Annotated in this window: 19 protein-coding genes; 9 read left to right on the top strand and 10 right to left on the bottom strand. The window is 61.0% G+C overall.

All coding sequences use genetic code 11. The features are described from left to right. Positions 1–341: 341 nt before the first annotated feature. Genes hofQ through pilM form a run of 5 tightly spaced genes read right to left on the bottom strand, consistent with a single transcriptional unit; the run spans position 342 to position 3,797 of the window. Positions 342–1,586 carry a DNA uptake porin HofQ gene (hofQ, locus tag ACJ8PI_RS21650; RefSeq protein WP_049213868.1) on the bottom strand — a complete coding sequence of 415 codons (1,245 nt, stop codon included), beginning with the start codon at positions 1,584–1,586 and terminating at the stop codon, positions 342–344. Continuing rightward, on the bottom strand, positions 1,583–1,945 hold the full coding sequence (locus ACJ8PI_RS21645) for a HofP DNA utilization family protein (RefSeq protein ID WP_164134762.1): 363 nt from the start codon (positions 1,943–1,945) through the stop codon (positions 1,583–1,585). The genes hofQ and ACJ8PI_RS21645 overlap by 4 nt, the downstream gene beginning before the upstream one ends. Then, on the bottom strand, positions 1,938–2,432 hold the full coding sequence (locus ACJ8PI_RS21640) for a hypothetical protein (protein WP_164134763.1): 495 nt from the start codon (positions 2,430–2,432) through the stop codon (positions 1,938–1,940). The genes ACJ8PI_RS21645 and ACJ8PI_RS21640 overlap by 8 nt, the downstream gene beginning before the upstream one ends. Beyond that, positions 2,425–2,964, bottom strand: a complete 540-nt coding sequence (locus tag ACJ8PI_RS21635; protein WP_049213870.1) for a PilN domain-containing protein — start codon at positions 2,962–2,964, stop codon at positions 2,425–2,427. Before ACJ8PI_RS21635 ends, ACJ8PI_RS21640 begins: the two co-directional genes overlap by 8 nt. Continuing rightward, positions 2,964–3,797, bottom strand: coding sequence for a type IV pilus biogenesis protein PilM (pilM, locus tag ACJ8PI_RS21630; protein WP_033636304.1), 834 nt, complete (start codon positions 3,795–3,797; stop codon positions 2,964–2,966). The genes ACJ8PI_RS21635 and pilM overlap by 1 nt, the downstream gene beginning before the upstream one ends. A 121-nt stretch (positions 3,798–3,918) precedes the next feature. Here pilM and mrcA point away from each other — a divergent pair, with 121 nt between their 5' ends. Next, complete coding sequence (gene mrcA / locus ACJ8PI_RS21625; protein WP_033654851.1) at positions 3,919–6,477, top strand: peptidoglycan glycosyltransferase/peptidoglycan DD-transpeptidase MrcA; 2,559 nt, start codon at positions 3,919–3,921, stop codon at positions 6,475–6,477. Between the two features lie 51 nt (positions 6,478–6,528). Here the strand turns inward: mrcA and nudE are convergent, their stop codons facing one another. Beyond that, entirely contained in the window at positions 6,529–7,083 is a 555-nt protein-coding gene (nudE, locus tag ACJ8PI_RS21620) for an ADP compounds hydrolase NudE (protein ID WP_033636306.1), read from the bottom strand. A gap of 444 nt (positions 7,084–7,527) precedes the next feature. On the opposite strand from nudE, the gene ACJ8PI_RS21615 reads away from it, so the two are divergent. From ACJ8PI_RS21615 to ACJ8PI_RS21585, 7 genes are all read left to right on the top strand, one after another. Continuing rightward, positions 7,528–9,663 carry an intracellular growth attenuator family protein gene (locus tag ACJ8PI_RS21615; RefSeq protein WP_164134764.1) on the top strand — a complete coding sequence of 712 codons (2,136 nt, stop codon included), beginning with the start codon at positions 7,528–7,530 and terminating at the stop codon, positions 9,661–9,663. Between the two features lie 98 nt (positions 9,664–9,761). Further along, positions 9,762–10,442, top strand: coding sequence for a GMP/IMP nucleotidase (gene yrfG, locus ACJ8PI_RS21610; RefSeq protein ID WP_033636308.1), 681 nt, complete (start codon positions 9,762–9,764; stop codon positions 10,440–10,442). Next, positions 10,439–10,846: a ribosome-associated heat shock protein Hsp15 gene (gene hslR, locus ACJ8PI_RS21605; RefSeq protein WP_033636309.1), complete on the top strand. Its 408-nt coding sequence runs from the start codon at positions 10,439–10,441 to the stop codon at positions 10,844–10,846. Before yrfG ends, hslR begins: the two co-directional genes overlap by 4 nt. A gap of 25 nt (positions 10,847–10,871) precedes the next feature. Beyond that, the gene (gene hslO, locus ACJ8PI_RS21600; RefSeq protein ID WP_033636310.1) at positions 10,872–11,750 is read left to right on the top strand and encodes an Hsp33 family molecular chaperone HslO; all 879 of its coding nucleotides are present in this window, start codon (positions 10,872–10,874) and stop codon (positions 11,748–11,750) included. 195 nt (positions 11,751–11,945) lie between these two features. After that, complete coding sequence (pckA, locus tag ACJ8PI_RS21595; RefSeq protein ID WP_015379308.1) at positions 11,946–13,565, top strand: phosphoenolpyruvate carboxykinase (ATP); 1,620 nt, start codon at positions 11,946–11,948, stop codon at positions 13,563–13,565. A gap of 125 nt (positions 13,566–13,690) precedes the next feature. After that, complete coding sequence (locus ACJ8PI_RS21590) at positions 13,691–13,954, top strand: FitA-like ribbon-helix-helix domain-containing protein (protein ID WP_004930730.1); 264 nt, start codon at positions 13,691–13,693, stop codon at positions 13,952–13,954. Further along, a complete protein-coding gene (locus tag ACJ8PI_RS21585; protein WP_033636311.1) occupies positions 13,951–14,430 on the top strand; it encodes a type II toxin-antitoxin system VapC family toxin in 480 nt (159 codons plus the stop codon). The genes ACJ8PI_RS21590 and ACJ8PI_RS21585 overlap by 4 nt, the downstream gene beginning before the upstream one ends. Before the next feature lie 34 nt (positions 14,431–14,464). Here ACJ8PI_RS21585 and envZ read toward each other — a convergent pair whose 3' ends face one another. The 4 genes from envZ to cbpA form a co-directional block, all read right to left on the bottom strand. After that, positions 14,465–15,835, bottom strand: a complete 1,371-nt coding sequence (envZ, locus tag ACJ8PI_RS21580; protein ID WP_033636312.1) for a two-component system sensor histidine kinase EnvZ — start codon at positions 15,833–15,835, stop codon at positions 14,465–14,467. Beyond that, the gene (ompR, locus tag ACJ8PI_RS21575) at positions 15,832–16,551 is read right to left on the bottom strand and encodes an osmolarity response regulator transcription factor OmpR (RefSeq protein WP_004709363.1); all 720 of its coding nucleotides are present in this window, start codon (positions 16,549–16,551) and stop codon (positions 15,832–15,834) included. Before ompR ends, envZ begins: the two co-directional genes overlap by 4 nt. 257 nt (positions 16,552–16,808) lie before the next feature. Continuing rightward, on the bottom strand, positions 16,809–17,114 hold the full coding sequence (locus ACJ8PI_RS21570) for a chaperone modulator CbpM (RefSeq protein ID WP_033636313.1): 306 nt from the start codon (positions 17,112–17,114) through the stop codon (positions 16,809–16,811). Positions 17,115–17,119: 5 nt separating this feature from the next. Then, positions 17,120–18,082, bottom strand: coding sequence for a curved DNA-binding protein (gene cbpA / locus ACJ8PI_RS21565; RefSeq protein WP_033636314.1), 963 nt, complete (start codon positions 18,080–18,082; stop codon positions 17,120–17,122). Between the two features lie 230 nt (positions 18,083–18,312). Here cbpA and greB point away from each other — a divergent pair, with 230 nt between their 5' ends. Continuing rightward, the gene (gene greB, locus ACJ8PI_RS21560; RefSeq protein ID WP_033636315.1) at positions 18,313–18,786 is read left to right on the top strand and encodes a transcription elongation factor GreB; all 474 of its coding nucleotides are present in this window, start codon (positions 18,313–18,315) and stop codon (positions 18,784–18,786) included. Positions 18,787–18,843 lie beyond the last annotated feature (57 nt).

Below are 18,843 nucleotides of genomic sequence, written 5' to 3'. Positions count from 1 at the left end.
GTATTACTAAGACAATTCGTTAATGTTAACCCGCCCCGCCAATCAAATCAGCGGCGGGACCTAAACTGAAACCTCATGAGCGATAGTGCGAGATCAGACGAAAAATTATCTCAACACTCTTGGTAGTTTGGCAACCGAATAAATCGCAATCCACGCCGCGGGAGGGAAACCATATGTTTTTAACGGCGTCTTGACGCTAACAAAAAACCTCGGTGCTCAATTCGGTAACCCTTGTAAGCTAAATCGGCCGCAGCGTCAAACGCAGATCCCCCCAAGGGGATAAAAAAGTGTATCTGCACATCAACTTTAGGAGATTTGCCGCCCGGCCGACAGGCAGCCGCTTATCCCTTAATCAGGGTCGGCGTAATGAAGATCACCAGCTCGCGTTTTTTCTGTTGCGCGCCGCTTTGCCGGAACAAGCCCCCCAGCAGTGGTGCATCGCCCAATCCCGGCACCTTGTCCGCCGTCTTGCCGCTATGCCATTGAAAAATACCGCCGAGCACCAGGGTTTCGCCGTTTTTCACCGTGATCTGCGTCTTAATCTCCTGTTTATCGATGGTCAGCGCTTCCCCCGCGCCCCGGCTGATGGCGCGCCCCGGCATATTTTGGCTGATGTGCAGCGTCAGCGTGATGCGTCCGTCCGGCAACACCTTGGGCGTCACCTCCATGCCCAGCACCGCCTCTTTGAACTCGATCGCGGTCGCACCGCTGGCGCCGCTCGACACTTCGTAAGGTATCTCGGTTCCCTGTTTGATACTGGCGGTTTGCAGATGCGCCGTCAGCAGGCGCGGGCTGGCGATGATCTCCACCTGATTTTCCTGCTCCAGCGCCGTCAGCTCGAGGCTCAGCAAACGCCCGCTGATGCGCGCCAGGTGGAAACCGGCGTTCACCGCGCTGCGCTCCAGCGGCAGATTGACGCCGAGATTGCCCGGCCGCAGCGGCCGCGTCGGCCTGTCGTCGGGCGCCAATCCCCAACGCACGCCAAGTTCACGCAGGCTTTCGCTGTTGATGGTCACGATATGCGCCGCCAGCTGCACCTGTGCCAGCGGCGCGTCCATTTCCGTCACCCGTTTTTTCAACTGCGCCAGGATTGGCGCGGTGTCGCGCAGCAGCAGCGTATTGGTGCGCTTATCCGCCAGCACGCTGCCTCGCTCGCTGAGCAAGGCGCCGCGTTGGGCATTGAGGCTTTCGGCAATCTCCGCCGCATCGCCGTTTTGTAACGTCAGGCTCAGGCTGTGCAGCGGTTGCCGCTGCGCCAGCGCTTCTCGCTGCTGTTTTTTTTCCTGCGCGTCCGGCTCCGGGGCGATCAGCATCACGCTCCCCTCCCGCGTCATCGTCAGCTTGCCCATACGCAGAGTCAGCGCCAGCGCCTGAGGCCAGGGCACATTCTCCAGCCGCAGCGTCAGGTTGCCGCTCACGCCGGGCGCGGCGATCAGGTTCATCTGCCGATAATCCGCCAGCGCCTGCAGGATGACCGTCACCGGCGCATCCTGAAACTCCAGGGAAACCCGCTGCTTATCCTGCGCCTGCGCGGCGCCGAGCGCCAGGCACCACAGCGCCACGCCCAATCCAGCGCGTCCTTTCATGGTTTGCCATCCTTGTTGTTGTCCATCATCAGCGAGATGTCGCCCTGGCTCGCCGGGCAATCCGGTTCGGCCGCCAGCGCCGTTAACGTCATGCTGCGCGCCTGCACCTGCGTCACCTGCCAGCGCTCGGCCAGTACCCGCTGCTGCGGCCGCAGGCGTAGCCATTGCCCCGCCGGCGTCACCACCCAGCCATAGCGCAGCGCCGGGTGCCCGATGACGCCTTTCAGTCGCCAGCCCGCCGGCGATGCCTCCGTTTGGGCACAAGCAGGCAGCGGAGGCGGCGCAAACGGATCGCGCGGCTCAGCGCATAAGGCCCACGGCCATAGCAGCCACCACCAACGGCCAGGTCTTTTACTCATCGGCCTGCTCCTCGGCGGCATCCTGTAAAACCAACCGCGCCGTCATGCCCTGCGGCGGTGTCTCCACGCTCAGCTGCTGGAGGCGCAAATCGGCGGGCAGCGCCTCCAGCAGCACCAGCAAACCGGCGTAGTCAATGCGCAAGCTCAGCGTTTGCCGCGGCGGTTTTTCCTGCCGCTGCCAGCGCAACAGGGCGCCCCCCGCTCGTTGCAGCACGCTCGCCAGATCGCCGGTGGCGATCGGCGCAAGCGCCGCCGCAGGGATAGCGGTTTGCGGCACCTCGTCCAGTTGGCGTTGCACCATAGCGATCTGTTGCAACAGGCGCTGTTGCCGCTCCGCCGCGCTTTCCCGCTGACGCCATTCGTCTTGCAGCATCCAGCCGCCGCCCAACAGCGCCAACGCGCCAATGCCCAGCCCTTGCGCCACCAGCAATAGCCAACCCGGCAAGCTCAGCCAGAAGCGCAGCCCGGATGACAAACGGCTATCCATCACGCCCCCAGCGCGCCGCCAGGTGAAAGGAGTACAGGCCGTCTTCGCGTTGCGCCACCTCAGCCAAACGCAGCCGTGGCAACGCAGGCATCCCCGCCAGCCGTCGTTCGAACTGCGTGATGGCCGCAGGAGAGCGGCTCAATCCACGCAGCCGCAGGCCGTTCGCCGCATCGCTGTCCAGCGCCGTGAGCCACAGCGGGGGAGGAACGCTAGAGGACAATTGCTGCAGCAGCTGCAAATAACGCCGGTTATGTTGGGCGTTGCTCGCCTGCCGTTCGGCGCGGACGCTGTGCAGCGCTCGCTGCGCCCGCTCTTGCTGCTGCTGGCGGACGAGCAACGTCAATGCCGCCAAATCTTCACCCAGCATCGCCAGCCGCGCCTGCCGCTGCGCCTGTTGATGCCGCAGCTGGCCGGCGATCAGGAACAGTGCCAGCAGCAGCGCCGCTACCTGCAACAGCAGCACGCCCAGCCAGAAATAGCCGCGCCGCCGCTCGCGGCGCTGGCGCCAGGGCAGAAAGTTGACCTGATACATCAGCGATCCTCCTCGCGCAGCGCCAGACCACCGGCCAACGCGAACGCCGAAGGATGCGCAGGCAACGGCGGACGCAGCTGCGTGAAGGCGCTGAGCGGCGACCAACCAAGGCAACCGGCGGGCAAGGCTCCCGCCAGCACGCCGCCGGCATAGACCGGCCGATCGTCGCCCACCGGCATCTGGGCTTGCAGCGCCCGCAGCGCCTGCGCGTCATCGTCGCCCGGCGCCAGACCAAAAGCGAACGCGCCGTCGGCCGGCGCCACCCACAGCCATTCTCGTTCGAGACGGTGCATCAGCCCCGCAGCGGGCGGCACGCCTGCCGCCGTCGCCATCATCCGCAGCGCACAGGGGGTGATATCGACCGCTTGCGGATGCAGGCCAGCCTGACGCAGACAATGCAGCCACTGCTGCAGCTCCTGCCGCCGCGCAGCGGTCAACAGCAGCGCCGCCTCATCCGCCGGCGCGGCGCGATAGTCGAGCGCCAGCGTCTGACCGTCGAGCGGGAACTGCTTCAAACCGTGGCCACCGATATAGTCGCTGCGTTCCGGCTCGCGCAGCCGCGCGTCCGGCTGCGTCATGCGCTGCTGCAACACGCGCTGCGCCGGCAGAGCAATGCGTAAGGAAATATGTCGCGGCAGCTGGACACGCCATTGCCGCAGCGCCCGGATCAGGAATTCGGAAGGTTGCAGGCAGCCATCGCGCAAAACCGCCTGCGGCAGCGCCTGCTGCCACCAGTGGCGCAACTGCCAGCCGTTGCGGCGGCGTTGGGCCGCCACCGCCCGCACGCAGTCGATTTGTATATCCAGCCCTACCTGCCATGCTTGAGGGAACATGTTTCGCAAGCCTCCATAACATCAGATGATAAAAGAACATATCCATGTCGCAGGCTTGCCTTTATACTACCGCGCGGTTGTTTATAAACTGCCCAAATGACTTAGAAATGGGAAATCTCAGGTGAAGTTCGTAAAGTATTTTCTAATCCTTGCAGTATGTTGCATCGTGCTGGGAGCAGCCTCGATTTTTGGCTTGTACAAATATGTCGAGCCACAGCTGCCCGACGTCGCAACGCTGAAAGATGTGCGGCTGCAGATACCGATGCAGGTCTACAGCGCCGATGGCGAACTGATCGCCCAATACGGCGAGAAGCGCCGCATTCCGCTGAAACTGGATCAAATTCCGCCGGTGATGGTGCACGCATTCATCGCCACCGAAGACAGCCGCTTCTATGATCACCACGGCGTCGATCCGGTCGGCATCTTCCGCGCCGCCTCCATCGCGCTGGTCTCCGGCCACGCTTCACAGGGGGCCAGTACCATTACCCAACAGCTGGCGCGTAACTTCTTCTTAAGCCCGGAACGCACCCTGATGCGTAAAATCAAGGAAGCTTTCCTGGCGGTGCGCATCGAGCAGATGCTCACCAAAGATGAAATCCTTGAGCTGTATCTGAACAAGATCTATCTGGGTTACCGCGCCTACGGCGTGGGCGCCGCCGCGCAGGTCTATTTCGGCAAAGACGTCAGTCAGCTGACCCTGAGCGAAATGGCGACCATCGCCGGCCTGCCGAAAGCGCCGTCCACCTTCAACCCGCTCTATTCGCACGATCGCGCCGTTGCCCGTCGCAACGTGGTGCTGTCGCGCATGCTGGACGAACACTACATCACGCAGGCGCAGTACGATCAGGCGCGTTCCGAAGATCTGGTCGCCAATTACCATGCGCCGGAAATCAGCTTCTCCGCGCCGTATCTCTCCGAGATGGTGCGTCAGGAGATGATCAAGCGCTACGGTGAAAACGCCTATACCGACGGTTACAAGGTTTACACCACCGTCACCAAACGGCTGCAGCTGGCGGCGCAGGAATCGGTGCGCAACAACGTGCTGGCCTATGACATGCGCCACGGCTATCGCGGCCCGTCCAACGTGTTGTGGAAAGTCGGCGAAGCGGCCTGGGATCGCAAACAGATTGTCGATTCGCTGAAAAACCTGCCGAACTACGGCCCGCTGGCGCCGGCGGTGATTACCGCCGCCAACCCGCAGGAAGCGACGGCGATGCTGGCCGACGGCAGCAGCATTGCCCTGCCGATGGCGACCATGCGCTGGGCGCGGCCATATCGCTCAGACACTCAGCAAGGCCCAACGCCGAAACGCGTCACCGACGTGGTGCAGGCCGGCCAGCAGGTGTGGGTGCGCAAAGTGAACGACGCCTGGTGGCTGTCGCAGGTGCCGGATGTCAACTCGGCGCTGGTCTCGATCAACCCGAACGACGGCGCGGTGAAAGCGCTGGTCGGCGGTTTCGATTTCAACCAGAGCAAATTCAACCGCGTCACGCAGGCACTGCGCCAGGTAGGTTCGAACATCAAACCGTTCCTGTACACCGCCGCGATGGATAAAGGCCTGACGCTGGCCACCATCCTGAACGACTTGCCGATCACCCGTTGGGATGCCGGCGCCGGCACCGACTGGCGGCCGAAGAACTCGCCGCCGACCTACGACGGCCCGATTCGCCTGCGACAGGGGCTGGGGCAATCGAAGAACGTGGTGATGGTGCGCGCGATGCGCGCGATGGGCGTCGACTACGCGGCGGAATATCTGCAGCGCTTCGGCTTCCCGGCGCAGAATATCGTGCATACCGAATCGCTGGCGCTGGGTTCCGCCTCCTTCACCCCGATGCAGCTGGTGCGCGGCTACGCGGTGCTGGCGAACGGCGGTTACCTGGTCGATCCGTACTTCATCACCAAAATTGAAGACGACAACGGCAATACGGTGTTCGAAGCCAAACCGAAAGTGGTGTGCAGCAGCTGCAACCTGCCGGTGATCTACGGCGACACCCACCGCTCGGCGGTGCTGTCCGACGACAACATCGAAAACGTCGCCACCTCGCAGGAAGGCAACAACAGCACGGTGCCGATGCCGCAGCTGGAGCAGGTCACCCCGGCTCAGGTACAGCAGGATGGCGACCAACAGTATGCGCCGCACGTCATCAGCACACAGCTGGCCTTCTTGATCCACGACGCGCTGAACAGCAACATCTTCGGCGAACCGGGTTGGATGGGTACCGCCTGGCGCGCCGGGCGCGATCTGAAGCGTCATGATATCGGCGGCAAAACCGGTACCACCAACAGTTCCAAGGACGCCTGGTTCTCCGGCTATGGCCCGGATACCGTGACCTCGGTGTGGATCGGTTTCGACGATCACCGCCGCGATCTGGGCCGGTCGACGGTATCCGGCGCCATCCCGGATCAAATTTCCGGCGGTGAAGGCGGTGCCAAGAGCGCCCAGCCGGCGTGGGACGACTTCATGAAGACCGCGCTGGAAGGCATCCCGGAGCAGAAAGTCACGCCGCCGCCTGGCATCATCAGCGTCACCATCGACAAGAGCAGCGGCAAGCTCTCTGGCGGTGGCGGCGGCAGCCGTTCCGAGTACTTCATCGAAGGAACGCAGCCGACGGACTACCCATCGCGCGATACCGGCACCACGTTGACCGATCCGGGCGGTGAAAGCCACGAGCTGTTCTGATCGAAAAGGGCCAGAGAAATCTGGCCCTTTTTTTGTTCGGCGCGAAGCGTATCAGCGCGATGCGCGCAAAAACGCCTCGGAGAGGAACAGCGCGCTGACGTTGCGCGCCTCACGGAAATCCGGTTCCGCCAGCAGCGCCATCATGTTGGCGATCGGCCAGCGCACCTGCGGCAGGGGCTCTGGTTCATCCCCTTCCAGGCTCTGCGGATAGAGATCGTGCGCCAGCACGATATTCATTTTGCTGGAAAAGTAGGATGGCGCCATCGTCAGCTTGCTGAGAAAATCAAAGCGCTTCGCGCCGAATCCCACCTCTTCCATCAGCTCGCGGTTGGCCGCCTCCAGCACGCCCTCACCGGGATCGATCAGCCCTTTCGGGAACCCCAGCTCATAGGATTCGGTGCCTACCGCATATTCGCGGATCAGCAGCAGATCATCGCCAATCACCGGCACGATCATCACCGCTTCGCGATCCGAAGGCCGCATGCGCTCATACACCCGCCGAACCCCGTTGCTGAATTCCAAATCGACCGACTCGACGTTGAACAAACGCGAACGCGCGACCGTTTCCACTTTCAGAATTTTAGGTTTTTGCAGGTGTTTATCCATGATTGCCTCAAAAAGGTTACCCAGACGTGGACGGGGCAACCGAAATAATGATTGGCGTAACGCACGGCTCGTAGGCGCTCAAACGCTGACCAAATTCGATCCTGATCACATTGTGCGTTAAGGGCAAGCTCCGCCGCAACGCGCATGAGCAGTAATTTACTTTCTTTTAACAAGCGTAGCCAGCGGCCGGCGATTTTCCGTACTGATTCAGCAAACAGCGTGCAAGAAAATAGGATAATGCCGATATCGACGGCAGAGGCCGGTTGCTAGTATCACGCAGGCAAGAATCAGTGATAAAATGGCCTTGCGTCATGAAGGAATGAGATCCAGAGCGAGAATCTGTTTGTTCCCTCATTAGTTCTGGGTGCCTCCTGGCGGTTTACTCCGTATAATATTCAGCTTTTCATCAGGTTGGCGAAATTCACGGTGTGAGATGGGGATTGCATGAGCACAATAGTGTTGATATTGGCCTTAGTGCTTGTCTGTCTGATTGCCGCCGGTCTGTACCTGTGGTTCAAGGCCCGCAACCCGTCGGCGCTGGCGCACGCGCTGCCGTTTATCAAACCAGCCCACCGCAAGCTGACCGACGAAGAGCGCGCCGCGGTCGAATTCTACCTCAATCAGCAAAACAAGCTGAGCAACAAACTGTTGCCCGGCGGCGGCGCTACGCTGCCCGCGGCCAAGCTGGCGCTCACCCCGCAAAGCGATAACGTTTATCCCGTCACGCACGCCATCACTCGCTACGGGCTGGCCAGCGACGATCCCAATAAATGGCGCTATTACCTCGACGCTGAAGAGGTGCATCTGCCGCCGTTCTGGGAGCCCTATATCACCGCCGACAACCATGTGGAAGTGATCAGAACCCAGACGCTGCCGCTGGTGATTTCGCTCAACGGGCATTCGCTGAAAGATCATATTCACGACCGGCCGCAGCCGCCGGTGGTGAGCGCCGCGCCGACCAAAAACGCGTCCATCCGCAAGGAGGAGAGCGAGCATGTCGAGCTGGTCAATATTCGCAAGGAAACGCCGGAAGAGCATGCGCTGAACCGGCCGAACGGCATCCGTGAAGCCGTCATCATCTCCGTTGCGCTGCTGCTGCTGTTCTTCAGCCTGATAAGCCCGGTACTGGTGATCCCCTGGATGATTTTCGTGGCGGTGCTGATGATCGCCTGGGGATGCTGGAATCTGTTCCGTCGCCCGGCCTCACGCGAGCTGAAGGAGATCCACTGTCTGCGCGGCACGCCGAAGCGCTGGGGCCTGTTCGGCGAATCCGGCCAGGGGCAGATCAGCAACATTTCGCTCGGCATCATCGATCTTATCTACCCGCCGCATTGGCAGCCTTACCTGACGCAGGACCTAGGCAAGACCACCGACGTGGACGTCTACCTCAATCGGCAGGTGGTGCGCCAGGGGCGCTTCCTCTCGCTGCATGACGAAGTGAAGAACTTCCCGCTGCAGCAGTGGGGCCGCAACGCGGTGCTGGTCGCCAGCTCGGCGCTGGTGCTGCTGTTGCTGCTGATCTATATCCCGCTCAACCTGCCGCTGACCCTCAGCATGGCCTGGCTGCAGGGCGCGCAAAAAGTGGAAGTGACCAGCGTACAGGCGCTGGAGGCCACGCCGCTGCGCATCGGCGACACGCTGAAAGTGCGCGGCAGCGGCATGTGCTATGTGCCGCCGCCGGCCAACGGTGGCGGCGCCGCCAATTTCGCGCCGTTCGACTGCTCCGGCATTTATTGGAACAACGCCGCCCCGCTGCCGCAGCCGGAATCGGAAGTCATAGACAAAGCGACGGCCCTGCTGGCTACGGTCAACAGCCAGCTGCATCCGAGCGGCGCCGATCAAAAGGTCAACCCGCAGTTGGCCAGCGCCATTGAGAAATCCGGCATGATCCTGTTGGATGACTTCTCTGATATCGTTCTGAAAACACAGGATTTGTGTCAGGCAGAAAACGACTGCGTGCGGTTGAAAAACGCCCTGGTCAACCTGGGTAACGCCAAAAACTGGAGCGGTTTGGTGAAACGCGCCAGATCCGGCGCGCTGCAAGGCGTCAACGTGCTGCTGCGCCCGGTGAGTGCCGAATCGCTGGACAGCCTGACCAAAGTGGCCACGTCGTCGTTCATCTTCAATGAAACGCGTCTGGCCGCCGCGGCGCTCAACAGCCCGCCGCCGGGCGGTTTCCTGATCCGCAGCGACGAAGGCCGCCAACTGGTCAGCCACCCGCAATCCTCGGCGCCGCAGAGCGAATACAACGCCCTCGACCAGTGGAATGAGCTGCAGCGCCTTTCCACTCTGCTGCTGCATACCCCGTTCCAGGCGCAGGGGGTGATCACCAGCCTCAGCGTCGACGCCAACGGCACCCGCCACGTGGCGCTGCACAGCGAACCGGACATGATCACCCTGTGGCGCTACCTCGGTACCAGCCTGCTGTTGCTGGCGGTGGTCATCAGCCTGGGCTATAACGCCTGGCGGCTGGTGCAGCGTCGGCGCATCAATCAGCACCGCGTCGCCGATATCCAGCGTTACTACGACAGCTGCTTCAATCCGCAGCTCAATCCGATGTCGATGCGGCCGATGGCCTGAACCTGGCGTCGGGGCCTCCGCCCTGTCATCTGCTTATGCTACGCTAACGCTATTATTCTCATCTGCGGACCGCCCGTCGGTCCGCCCGTGGAGTTTTTATGGTTCCCGAGTTTGATTGGCCGCAGATCGATACCGTGCTGCTGGATATGGACGGCACCTTGCTGGATCTGGAGTTCGACAGCCACTTTTGGCTCAGCCTGGTGCCGCAGGCGCTGAGCGAAAGGCGCGCCATTCCGTTCGACGAAGCCCGCAATATCATTGAGCGGGAATATCAGGCGGTGCAGCACACCATGAACTGGTATTGCTTCGATTACTGGAGCGAGCGGTTGGATCTGGATATCTACCGCATGACCAGCGAAGTGGGCAGCCGCGCCCGGCTGCGCGAAGACACCGAGCCGTTTTTACAGGCGCTGCGCGACGCCGGCCTGCAAACCATTTTGCTGACCAATGCGCATCCGCACAGCCTGGCGGTGAAAATCGAGCATACCGGCCTCGATCGACACCTTGATTTATTGTTTTCCACCCACACATTTGGTTATCCGAAAGAAGATCAGCGTCTGTGGCAGGCGGTGCAGCAGCACACCGGATTCAATCCGCAGCGCACGCTGTTCGTCGACGACGGCGAGCCGATCCTCGACGCGGCGCGCGCTTTCGGCATTCGTTACTGCCTGGGCGTGCAAAACCCGGACTCCAGCACGGCGGAAAAAAGCTTCCAGCGCCATCCGTCGATGCGCGACTATCGCCTGCTGATACCGGCGCTGGCCAAGGGGGAAGCATGAAGGAAAAAGCGACGCGCGACGACGCGGTCCGGCTGGACAAGTGGCTGTGGGCCGCACGCTTCTACAAGACCCGCGCGCTGGCGCGCGAAATGATCGACGGCGGCAAGGTGCATTACAACGGCCAGCGCGGCAAGCCGAGCAAGATTGTCGAACTCAACGCCGAGCTCAAGCTGCGGCAGGGCAACGAAGAACGAACCGTGATCGTGCTGGCGCTGAGCAGCCAACGCCGCGGCGCCGGCGAGGCGCAGCAAATGTATCAGGAAACCGAAGCCAGCATCGCCAACCGCGAAAAAATGGCGCTGGCGCGCAAGATGAACGCGTTGACCATGCCGCATCCGGACCGCCGTCCGGACAAAAAGGAGCGGCGCGACCTGATGAAATTTAAATTTGGTGAGCCGGAATAACCCCTCACCGCAATGAGAGAAGATTATGTCCAACCATGACCAATTGCACCGTTACCTGTTTGAAAACTACGCGGTGCGCGGCGAGCTGGTTACCGTCAGCGAAACCTATCAGCAGATCCTGAATAATCACGACTACCCGGCGCCGGTGCAAAAGCTGCTGGGCGAGCTGCTGGTCGCCACCAGTCTGCTGACCGCGACCCTGAAGTTCGACGGCGACATCACCGTGCAGCTGCAGGGCGACGGCCCGCTGAAACTGGCGGTGATCAACGGCAACAACCGCCAGGAGATGCGCGGCGTTGCGCGCACCCAGGCGCCTATCGCCGACGACAGCACCCTGCATCAGATGATCGGCAACGGCGTCATGGTCATCACCATTTCCCCGACGGAAGGCGAGCGCTATCAGGGCGTGGTCGGCCTGGAAGGTGAAACCCTGGCCGAGTGCCTGGAAGCCTACTTCCGCCAGTCCGAACAGCTGCCAACCCGCCTGTTCATCCGCACCGGCGAAGCGGAAGGCCACGCCGCGGCGGCCGGTATGCTGCTGCAGGTGCTGCCGGCGCAGGACGGCAACCTCGATGATTTCGATCATCTGGTGCAACTGACCAACACGGTAAAAAGCGAAGAGCTGTTCGGTCTGCCGGCCAACGAAGTGCTGTACCGCCTGTATCACCAGGAAGAAGTCACCCTGTACGAACCGCAGGACGTGCAGTTCCGTTGCACCTGTTCACGCCAGCGTTGCGCCGACGCACTGCTGACCCTGCCGACCGATGAAGTGGCGGACATGCTGGAGCAGGACGGCAATATCGACATGCACTGCGACTACTGTGGCAGCCACTATGTCTTTGACCCGGTTGATGTTGCCGCCTTGTATGCGGGTAATACCGGCGAAAGCGACAGGTTGCACTAAGTTATACCCCCTTCGGCGGGCGCGCCCGGCGCCCGCCAACGCCCGCCGTTTGCACGTTTGCTTTTTTCCGTGTGCTATCTCTCAGATCGTAACGAAATACCGCCTAAAACGTTAAATATTTGATACCCATCGCTGTTACGCACCGTTAGATCCCTACAATTGCCGCCAGAAATTCTGTGACCAAGGAGTAGTAACATGCGCGTTAAAGGTATAACCCCTCAGGATCTGGCCGCTTACGGCATTCACGACGTTAGCGAAATCGTTCACAACCCGAGCTATGAACTGCTGTTTAAGGAAGAAACAGACCCATCTCTGGAAGGTTTTGAGCGTGGGGTAGTCACCAAGCTGGGTGCCGTCTCCGTCGATACCGGCATCTTCACCGGCCGCTCGCCGAAAGACAAATACATCGTCCGCGACGACATCACCCGCGATACCGTGTGGTGGGCCGATCAGGGCAAAGGCAAAAACGACAACAAACCCCTCAGCCCGGAAGTGTGGGCCGATCTGAAACACCTGGTCACCGAACAGCTTTCCGGCAAGCGCCTGTTCGTGGTGGATACCTTCTGCGGCGCCAACGCCGACTCGCGCCTGAAAGTGCGCTTCATCACCGAGGTGGCCTGGCAGGCGCACTTCGTGAAAAACATGTTCATCCGCCCGAGCGACGAAGAGCTGGCTGACTTCGAGCCGGACTTCGTGGTGATGAACGGCGCCAAATGCACCAACCCGAACTGGCAGCAGCAAGGCTTGAACTCGGAGAACTTCGTCGCCTTCAACCTGACCGAGCGCATGCAGCTGATCGGCGGCACCTGGTACGGCGGCGAAATGAAGAAAGGCATGTTCTCGATGATGAACTACCTGCTGCCGCTGAAAGGCATCGCCTCGATGCACTGCTCGGCCAACGTGGGCGAGAAAGGCGACGTGGCGGTGTTCTTCGGCCTGTCCGGCACCGGCAAAACCACCCTCTCCACCGATCCTAAGCGTCAGCTGATCGGCGATGACGAGCACGGCTGGGACGACGACGGCGTGTTCAACTTCGAAGGCGGCTGCTACGCCAAGACCATCAAGCTGTCTGAAGAAGCCGAGCCGGACATCTACCACGCCATCAAACGCGACGCGCTGCTGGAAAACGTCACCGTGCTGGCCGACGGCAGCATCGACTTCAACGACGGTTCGAAAACCGAGAACACCCGCGTTTCTTACCCGATCTACCATATCCAGAACATCGTCAAGCCGGTGTCCAAGGCGGGTCATGCCACCAAGGTGATCTTCCTGACCGCCGACGCTTTCGGCGTGCTGCCGCCGGTATCGCGTCTGACCGCCAACCAGACTCAGTACCACTTCCTGTCCGGCTTCACCGCCAAACTGGCCGGCACCGAGCGCGGCGTCACCGAACCGACGCCAACCTTCTCCGCCTGCTTCGGCGCCGCGTTCCTGTCGCTGCACCCGACGCAGTACGCCGAAGTGCTGGTGAAACGCATGCAGGCCGCCGGCGCCCAGGCTTATCTGGTCAACACCGGCTGGAACGGTACCGGCAAGCGCATCTCGATCAAAGATACGCGCGGCATCATCGACGCCATCCTGAGCGGTGAAATCGACAAGGCGGAAACCGTCACCCTGCCGATCTTCGATCTGGCGATGCCGACCGCGCTGCCGGGCGTGAACCCGGAAATCCTCGATCCGCGCAATACCTACGCCAGCCTCGAGCAGTGGCAGGAAAAAGCGCAGGATCTGGCCGAGCGCTTCATCACCAACTTCGACAAATACACCGACACGCCTGCGGGCGCCGCGCTGGTCAGCGCTGGCCCTAAGCTGTAATTCGGTAGCGTTACCTCTTCAGCTAAGGCGCGGATCCCGCGCCTTTTTTATTTTCAGCGATTGCTTTTTAACCAGCAAGGCGAGAAAATAAGTCAATGCAATCATTGATAGCAAAGGAGGTTTCAATGGCTACTATCACCGTCAGAAATCTGGACGACGAAATCAAAGAGCTGCTGCGTATTTCAGCGGCGAAAAACGGCCATTCCATGGAAGAGGAAGCGCGCATGATCCTGAAACAGGCGCTGGTGAAAAAGCCGCCGCGCTATGGATTGGGTACCTGGATGCATCAGCACTTCGCCGAATTTGGCGGCGTCGAGCTGGAGATCCCACCGCGTGACGCCGTGCCACCACGCATCGTCACCTTTGATGATGAAGATGACAACGCATGATCATTCTCGACACCAACGTCATTTCAGAAACGCTGCGCCCCAGCCCGTACTACAACGTCATTAACTGGCTAAATGAAAAGGACAATGACGATCTCTATCTGAGCGCCATTGTCCTGGCCGAACTGTTCAGCGGCGTCGCCTGCATGCCTGACGGCAAGCGCCAGCGGGATCTCAAGCTCAAATTGGCGGACGCTCTTGAATTGAAGTTCGAGGGGCAGATATTGCCGTTTGATGGGCTGTGCGCGATGCAATACGCGGAATTGACGGCAAGGAATCGGCTTCTGGGTAAAGCGATGAGCGTGCCGGATGCCCAAATCGCCGCCACCTGCCTGCATTACGGCGCCGCCCTGGCTACCCGCAATACCAAAGACTTCCTCCACTGCGGCATCGAGTTAATCGATCCGTGGCAGGCGCCGACCGGCCGTCGGTTGCATGAGGATGCGGCGGAATACTACGTGATGAGCAGGAAGTCCTGACGGGGCCGCAACGACGCGGCCCGCGCCAAGCGCGTCAGGCGTTTTCCCTGGCGGTTTGATGGCCGTTGGCCGACTCTTTTTTCTCCATCGGCAACGGAATATACGCGCGGATCAAGAGCCCGCCGCGTTCGCTGGTGCCGATTTCCAACTCACCGTCGTGCGCATCGATAATACGCTGCACGATCGCCAGCCCCAGACCGGTGCCGCTGGTGCTGCGCGCGCTGTCACCGCGGACGAACGGCTGCAGCAGGTGCTTCAACTCTTCCGGCTTGATGCCCGGGCCGTCGTCTTCCACCTGGAACCAGCCGCGCTGCAGCTCGCGGCCGCTGCTCACCTTGATCCAGCCGTTGCCGTAACGCGCCGCGTTCACCACCATGTTCACCGCCGCCCTCTTAATCGACAGCGGGTGCACGTTCATCATCAGCTCACCCGGCGACAGCGCGGTTTCAATCACCCGCTCATAGCCGCTTTCCGCCGCGACCACCTCGCCCAAAATGGCGTTCAGATCGCTGCTTTCGGTCGGCATCTCCTGCCCGGTGCGCAGATAATCGATGAACTGCTCGATGATGGCGTTGCACTCTTCGATGTCTTTATTGATCGACTCGGCCAGATAGCCGTCTTCGGCGCTCATCATCTCCGTCGCCAGCCGGATACGCGTCAACGGCGTGCGCAGATCGTGGCTGACCCCGGCCATCAGCAAGGTGCGGTCATCCGCCAGCTGCTTGACGCCCGACGCCATCTGATTGAATGCGCGAGTCACCGACCGCACTTCGGAAGCGCCATACTCGCGCAGCGGCGGCGGAATAATCCCCTTGCCCACCTGCAGCGCCGCATGTTCCAGCTCCACCAGCGGGCGGTTTTGAATGCGGATAAACAGCCAGGCGCCGCCGATCGCCAGCAACATGATCGCCAGCGTATAGCGGAACAGCGGAGAGAAGTCGCCCTGGTGGATTTCCGTCAGCGGCACGCGCACCCAGATATCGGGCTGCAGCCAGGTTTTCAGCCACACCACCGGGGAGTTCTTGTTCACCTCCACCCGCACATCGGTCGGCCCGCCGAGCTGCTGCGCCATCTGCTGGCTGAGGAACTGGTAGTGCTGCGCCCAGCGCAGGCCGCTCTCCTCCGCCGCCGAGTTGGTGTAGAGAGAGATGCCCAGTTCGCGGTAGATCTCGCGGCGGAACGCCGGCGGCACTTCCAGCAGCGTGCCGTCCTCCAGCTGCAGCCGATCGGTCATCAGCATACGCACTTCGTAGGCCAATACCTTGTTGAACTGCTGCAGGCTGGGCAGGATGGCGAAGTTCAGCACCACCAGATAGGTCGTCACCAGGCTGACGAACAGCAGGGTGACGATCAACAACAGGGTTCGGGCAAACGAGCTACGCGGTGAAAAGCGCAATCGCCTCATGCCTTGCTGCCGTCCGGGACGAACACGTAGCCGAGACCCCAAACGGTCTGGATATAACGCGGATGCGCCGGATCTTCTTCCACCATGCGGCGCAGGCGAGAGATCTGCACGTCGATGGAGCGCTCCATGGCGCTGTATTCGCGGCCACGCGCCAGGTTCATCAGCTTATCGCGCGACAGCGGTTCACGCGGGTGGCTGACCAGCGCCTTCAGTACCGCGAACTCGCCGCTGGTCAACGGCATCGGTTCGTCTTCGCGGAACATCTCGCGGGTGCCGAGGTTCAGTTTGAATTTGCCGAACGCGATCACCGCTTCTTCCTGCGAAGGCGCGCCCGGCAGCTCGTTAGCCTGGCGGCGCAGCACTGCACGAATGCGAGCCAACAGCTCACGCGGGTTAAACGGTTTAGGAATGTAGTCGTCGGCGCCGATTTCCAGCCCGACGATGCGATCGACCTCTTCACCTTTGGCGGTGACCATAATGATCGGCATCGGGTTGCTCTGGCTGCGCAGGCGGCGGCAGATGGACAGGCCGTCTTCGCCCGGCAACATCAGATCGAGCACCATCAAATGGAAGGATTCACGGGTCAGCAAGCGATCCATTTGCTCAGCGTTGGCAACGCTGCGAACCTGGAAGCCCTGCTCGGTTAAATAACGTTCCAAAAGTGCGCGCAGGCGCATGTCATCATCGACAACCAGGATCTTATGATTCTCTTGCATGGTATTACTCCCAAAGGCTTTATTGCCTGACTCGAATATTGTTAGAAAACCTTGCCATTTGAGACAGCGTTTAATGGTATGTATTCTAGACGAAATTGTTACAAAGCTTATTCTTTTCCCCATTTATCAACAATTTTCAGTGAATGTCGACGGGGGTTCGTCAAAATATCGCCCTTTATCAGCGCAATGTGGGGCCGCGGCCCAATTTTACGCAATTTCGCCACCGGCAAACCGCACGGTGGCGTTTTGACGGCGAGTCAGGAAGTCTGCAGGAAACGCGCCAGCTGCCGACGCAGCTGCCGGTTCTCTTGCTGCAGCGCCTCAACCCGATCGAGCAACGTCAGCGCCATGGCGATCCCCGGCCAATCCAGATCCAGCTCGGCCCGCAGCCTGCGCGCACGCTGCAGATGGCTCAGCGCCGGGTAGTCGAACTCCCAGCTCGGCTGCGCCGGCTCCAGCGGCACGATCACGCCCAGGCCAACGATCTCGACCAGCTCATCCTCTGAAATCTCCACCCGTTGGCACAGTTCCACCACGGTGAAAGTGATCTCTTTTTTCATCATGTGCTTTACTCCCATTCCGCGCGCGGGTTGAACGCCGCCTGTTCAGCCAGTTCTCGCCACAGGGCGCTGGCCTTCTCGTTCGGCTTCGGCGGCATCACTACCTTGAGAATGACATACAGGTCACCGGGCTCTTTCTTGCCCGCCAGCCCCTTGCCCTTGACCCGCAGCCGTTTGCCGCTCTGGCTGCCGGCCGGCACGGTCAACGCGATTTTGCCGGTCAGCGTCGGCACCTCAATGCTGGCGCCGAGCGCCGCCTCCCAAGGGGCGAGAGGTGCCACGATGCTCAGGTTGTGGCCGTCGATCTCAAACAGCGGGTGCGGCGCGAGGCGGATGACCAGATACAGATCGCCGTTCTGGCCGCCGCCCACGCCGGCCACGCCCTGCCCCTTGAGGCGAATGCGCTCGCCGTCGCCCACCCCGGCCGGGATTTTCACGTTCAGCGTTTTGCTGGCTTCGCTCACCTGCCGCCCCAGCTCGTCGTACACCGGCAGCTTGTAGGAGATCTCGCGGCTTTGGCCATGCAGCGTTTCCTCGAGGAACAGCGGCACCTCCATCTCGAGATCCTGGCCGCGGAAGCCATGCCCGCCGTGCGAGTGCGAAGCGGAGCGATGCCCGCCCGCCGCACGCCCGCCGAACATGCTTTCGAAGAAATCGGAGAAGTCTTGCGCGTCGGCACCGCCGCCGTGCCATGAAGCGCTCTGCTGATAGCCGCCGCGATCGCCGCGCGCCTGGCGGCCAAAGTTCGGATCGTTGCGGTGCAGCCGGATCTGATCGTACTCGGCGCGGCGCTCTTCGTCCTTCAGCACCTCATAGGCTTCGGCCAGCTCCTTGAATTTGCTCTCGGCGTCTTCTTCGGTGCTCACGTCAGGGTGATATTTACGCGCCAGCCGGCGGTAGGCCGTTTTGATGGTTTTCAGATCGGCGTTGGGCTCAACGCCCATCGTTGCGTAGTAATCTTTAAATTCCATGCGGTAATACCTTCAATGTGTTGGGTTGTGCGCCAAAATTCCTTGTCTCTCTCGCCAGATATCCTCCTTTCGTCACATTCCTTTTCCGCTATCGCTAAGCATACTCCCGATTGTTAAAAGCTGCGCAAACTGAATAACAACCGTGCGGCAACGCGCAGGCCCGCGCGCCATTTCTAAAGCCCCCCGCATTCACGTACACTGTGGCGGTGGCCCCATAAAGATAAATCACCATGAGAACTCAACTGATAACCCGTGAAGGGTATGACAAGCTCAAGCAAGAGCTGGATTACCTCTGGCGCGAAGAACGCCCCGAGGTGACCAAGAAAGTGACCTGGGCCGCCAGCCTGGGCGACAGAAGCGAAAACGCCGACTACCAGTACAACAAGAAGCGGCTGCGCGAGATCGACCGCCGCGTCCGCTATCTGACCAAATGCCTGGAGCAATTGAAGATCGTCGATTACTCCCCGCAACAGGAAGGCAAGGTGTTCTTCGGCGCCTGGGTGGAGGTGGAGAACGACGACGGCGAGACCAAACGCTTTCGCATCGTCGGTTACGACGAGATCTTCGGCCGCAAGGATTACATCTCCATCGACGCGCCGATGGCGCGCGCCCTGCTGAAAAAAGAGGTCGGCGACGTCGCCACCGTCAATACGCCGCTGGGCGAGGCGCAGTGGTACGTTAACGAGATAGACTACCCGAAGTAAGCTTTCAGCTTTTTCCGAACCGCCGCCAACGCCGCCGCCTGCGCAGTTCTCCACGTG

This window comes from Serratia sp. CY82433, from assembly GCF_052166535.1.
Classification (GTDB): Bacteria; Pseudomonadota; Gammaproteobacteria; order Enterobacterales; family Enterobacteriaceae; genus Serratia; species Serratia sarumanii.
The sequence above is the reverse complement of the archived record's forward strand: the minus strand, read 5'-3'. Positions and strand labels throughout refer to the sequence as shown.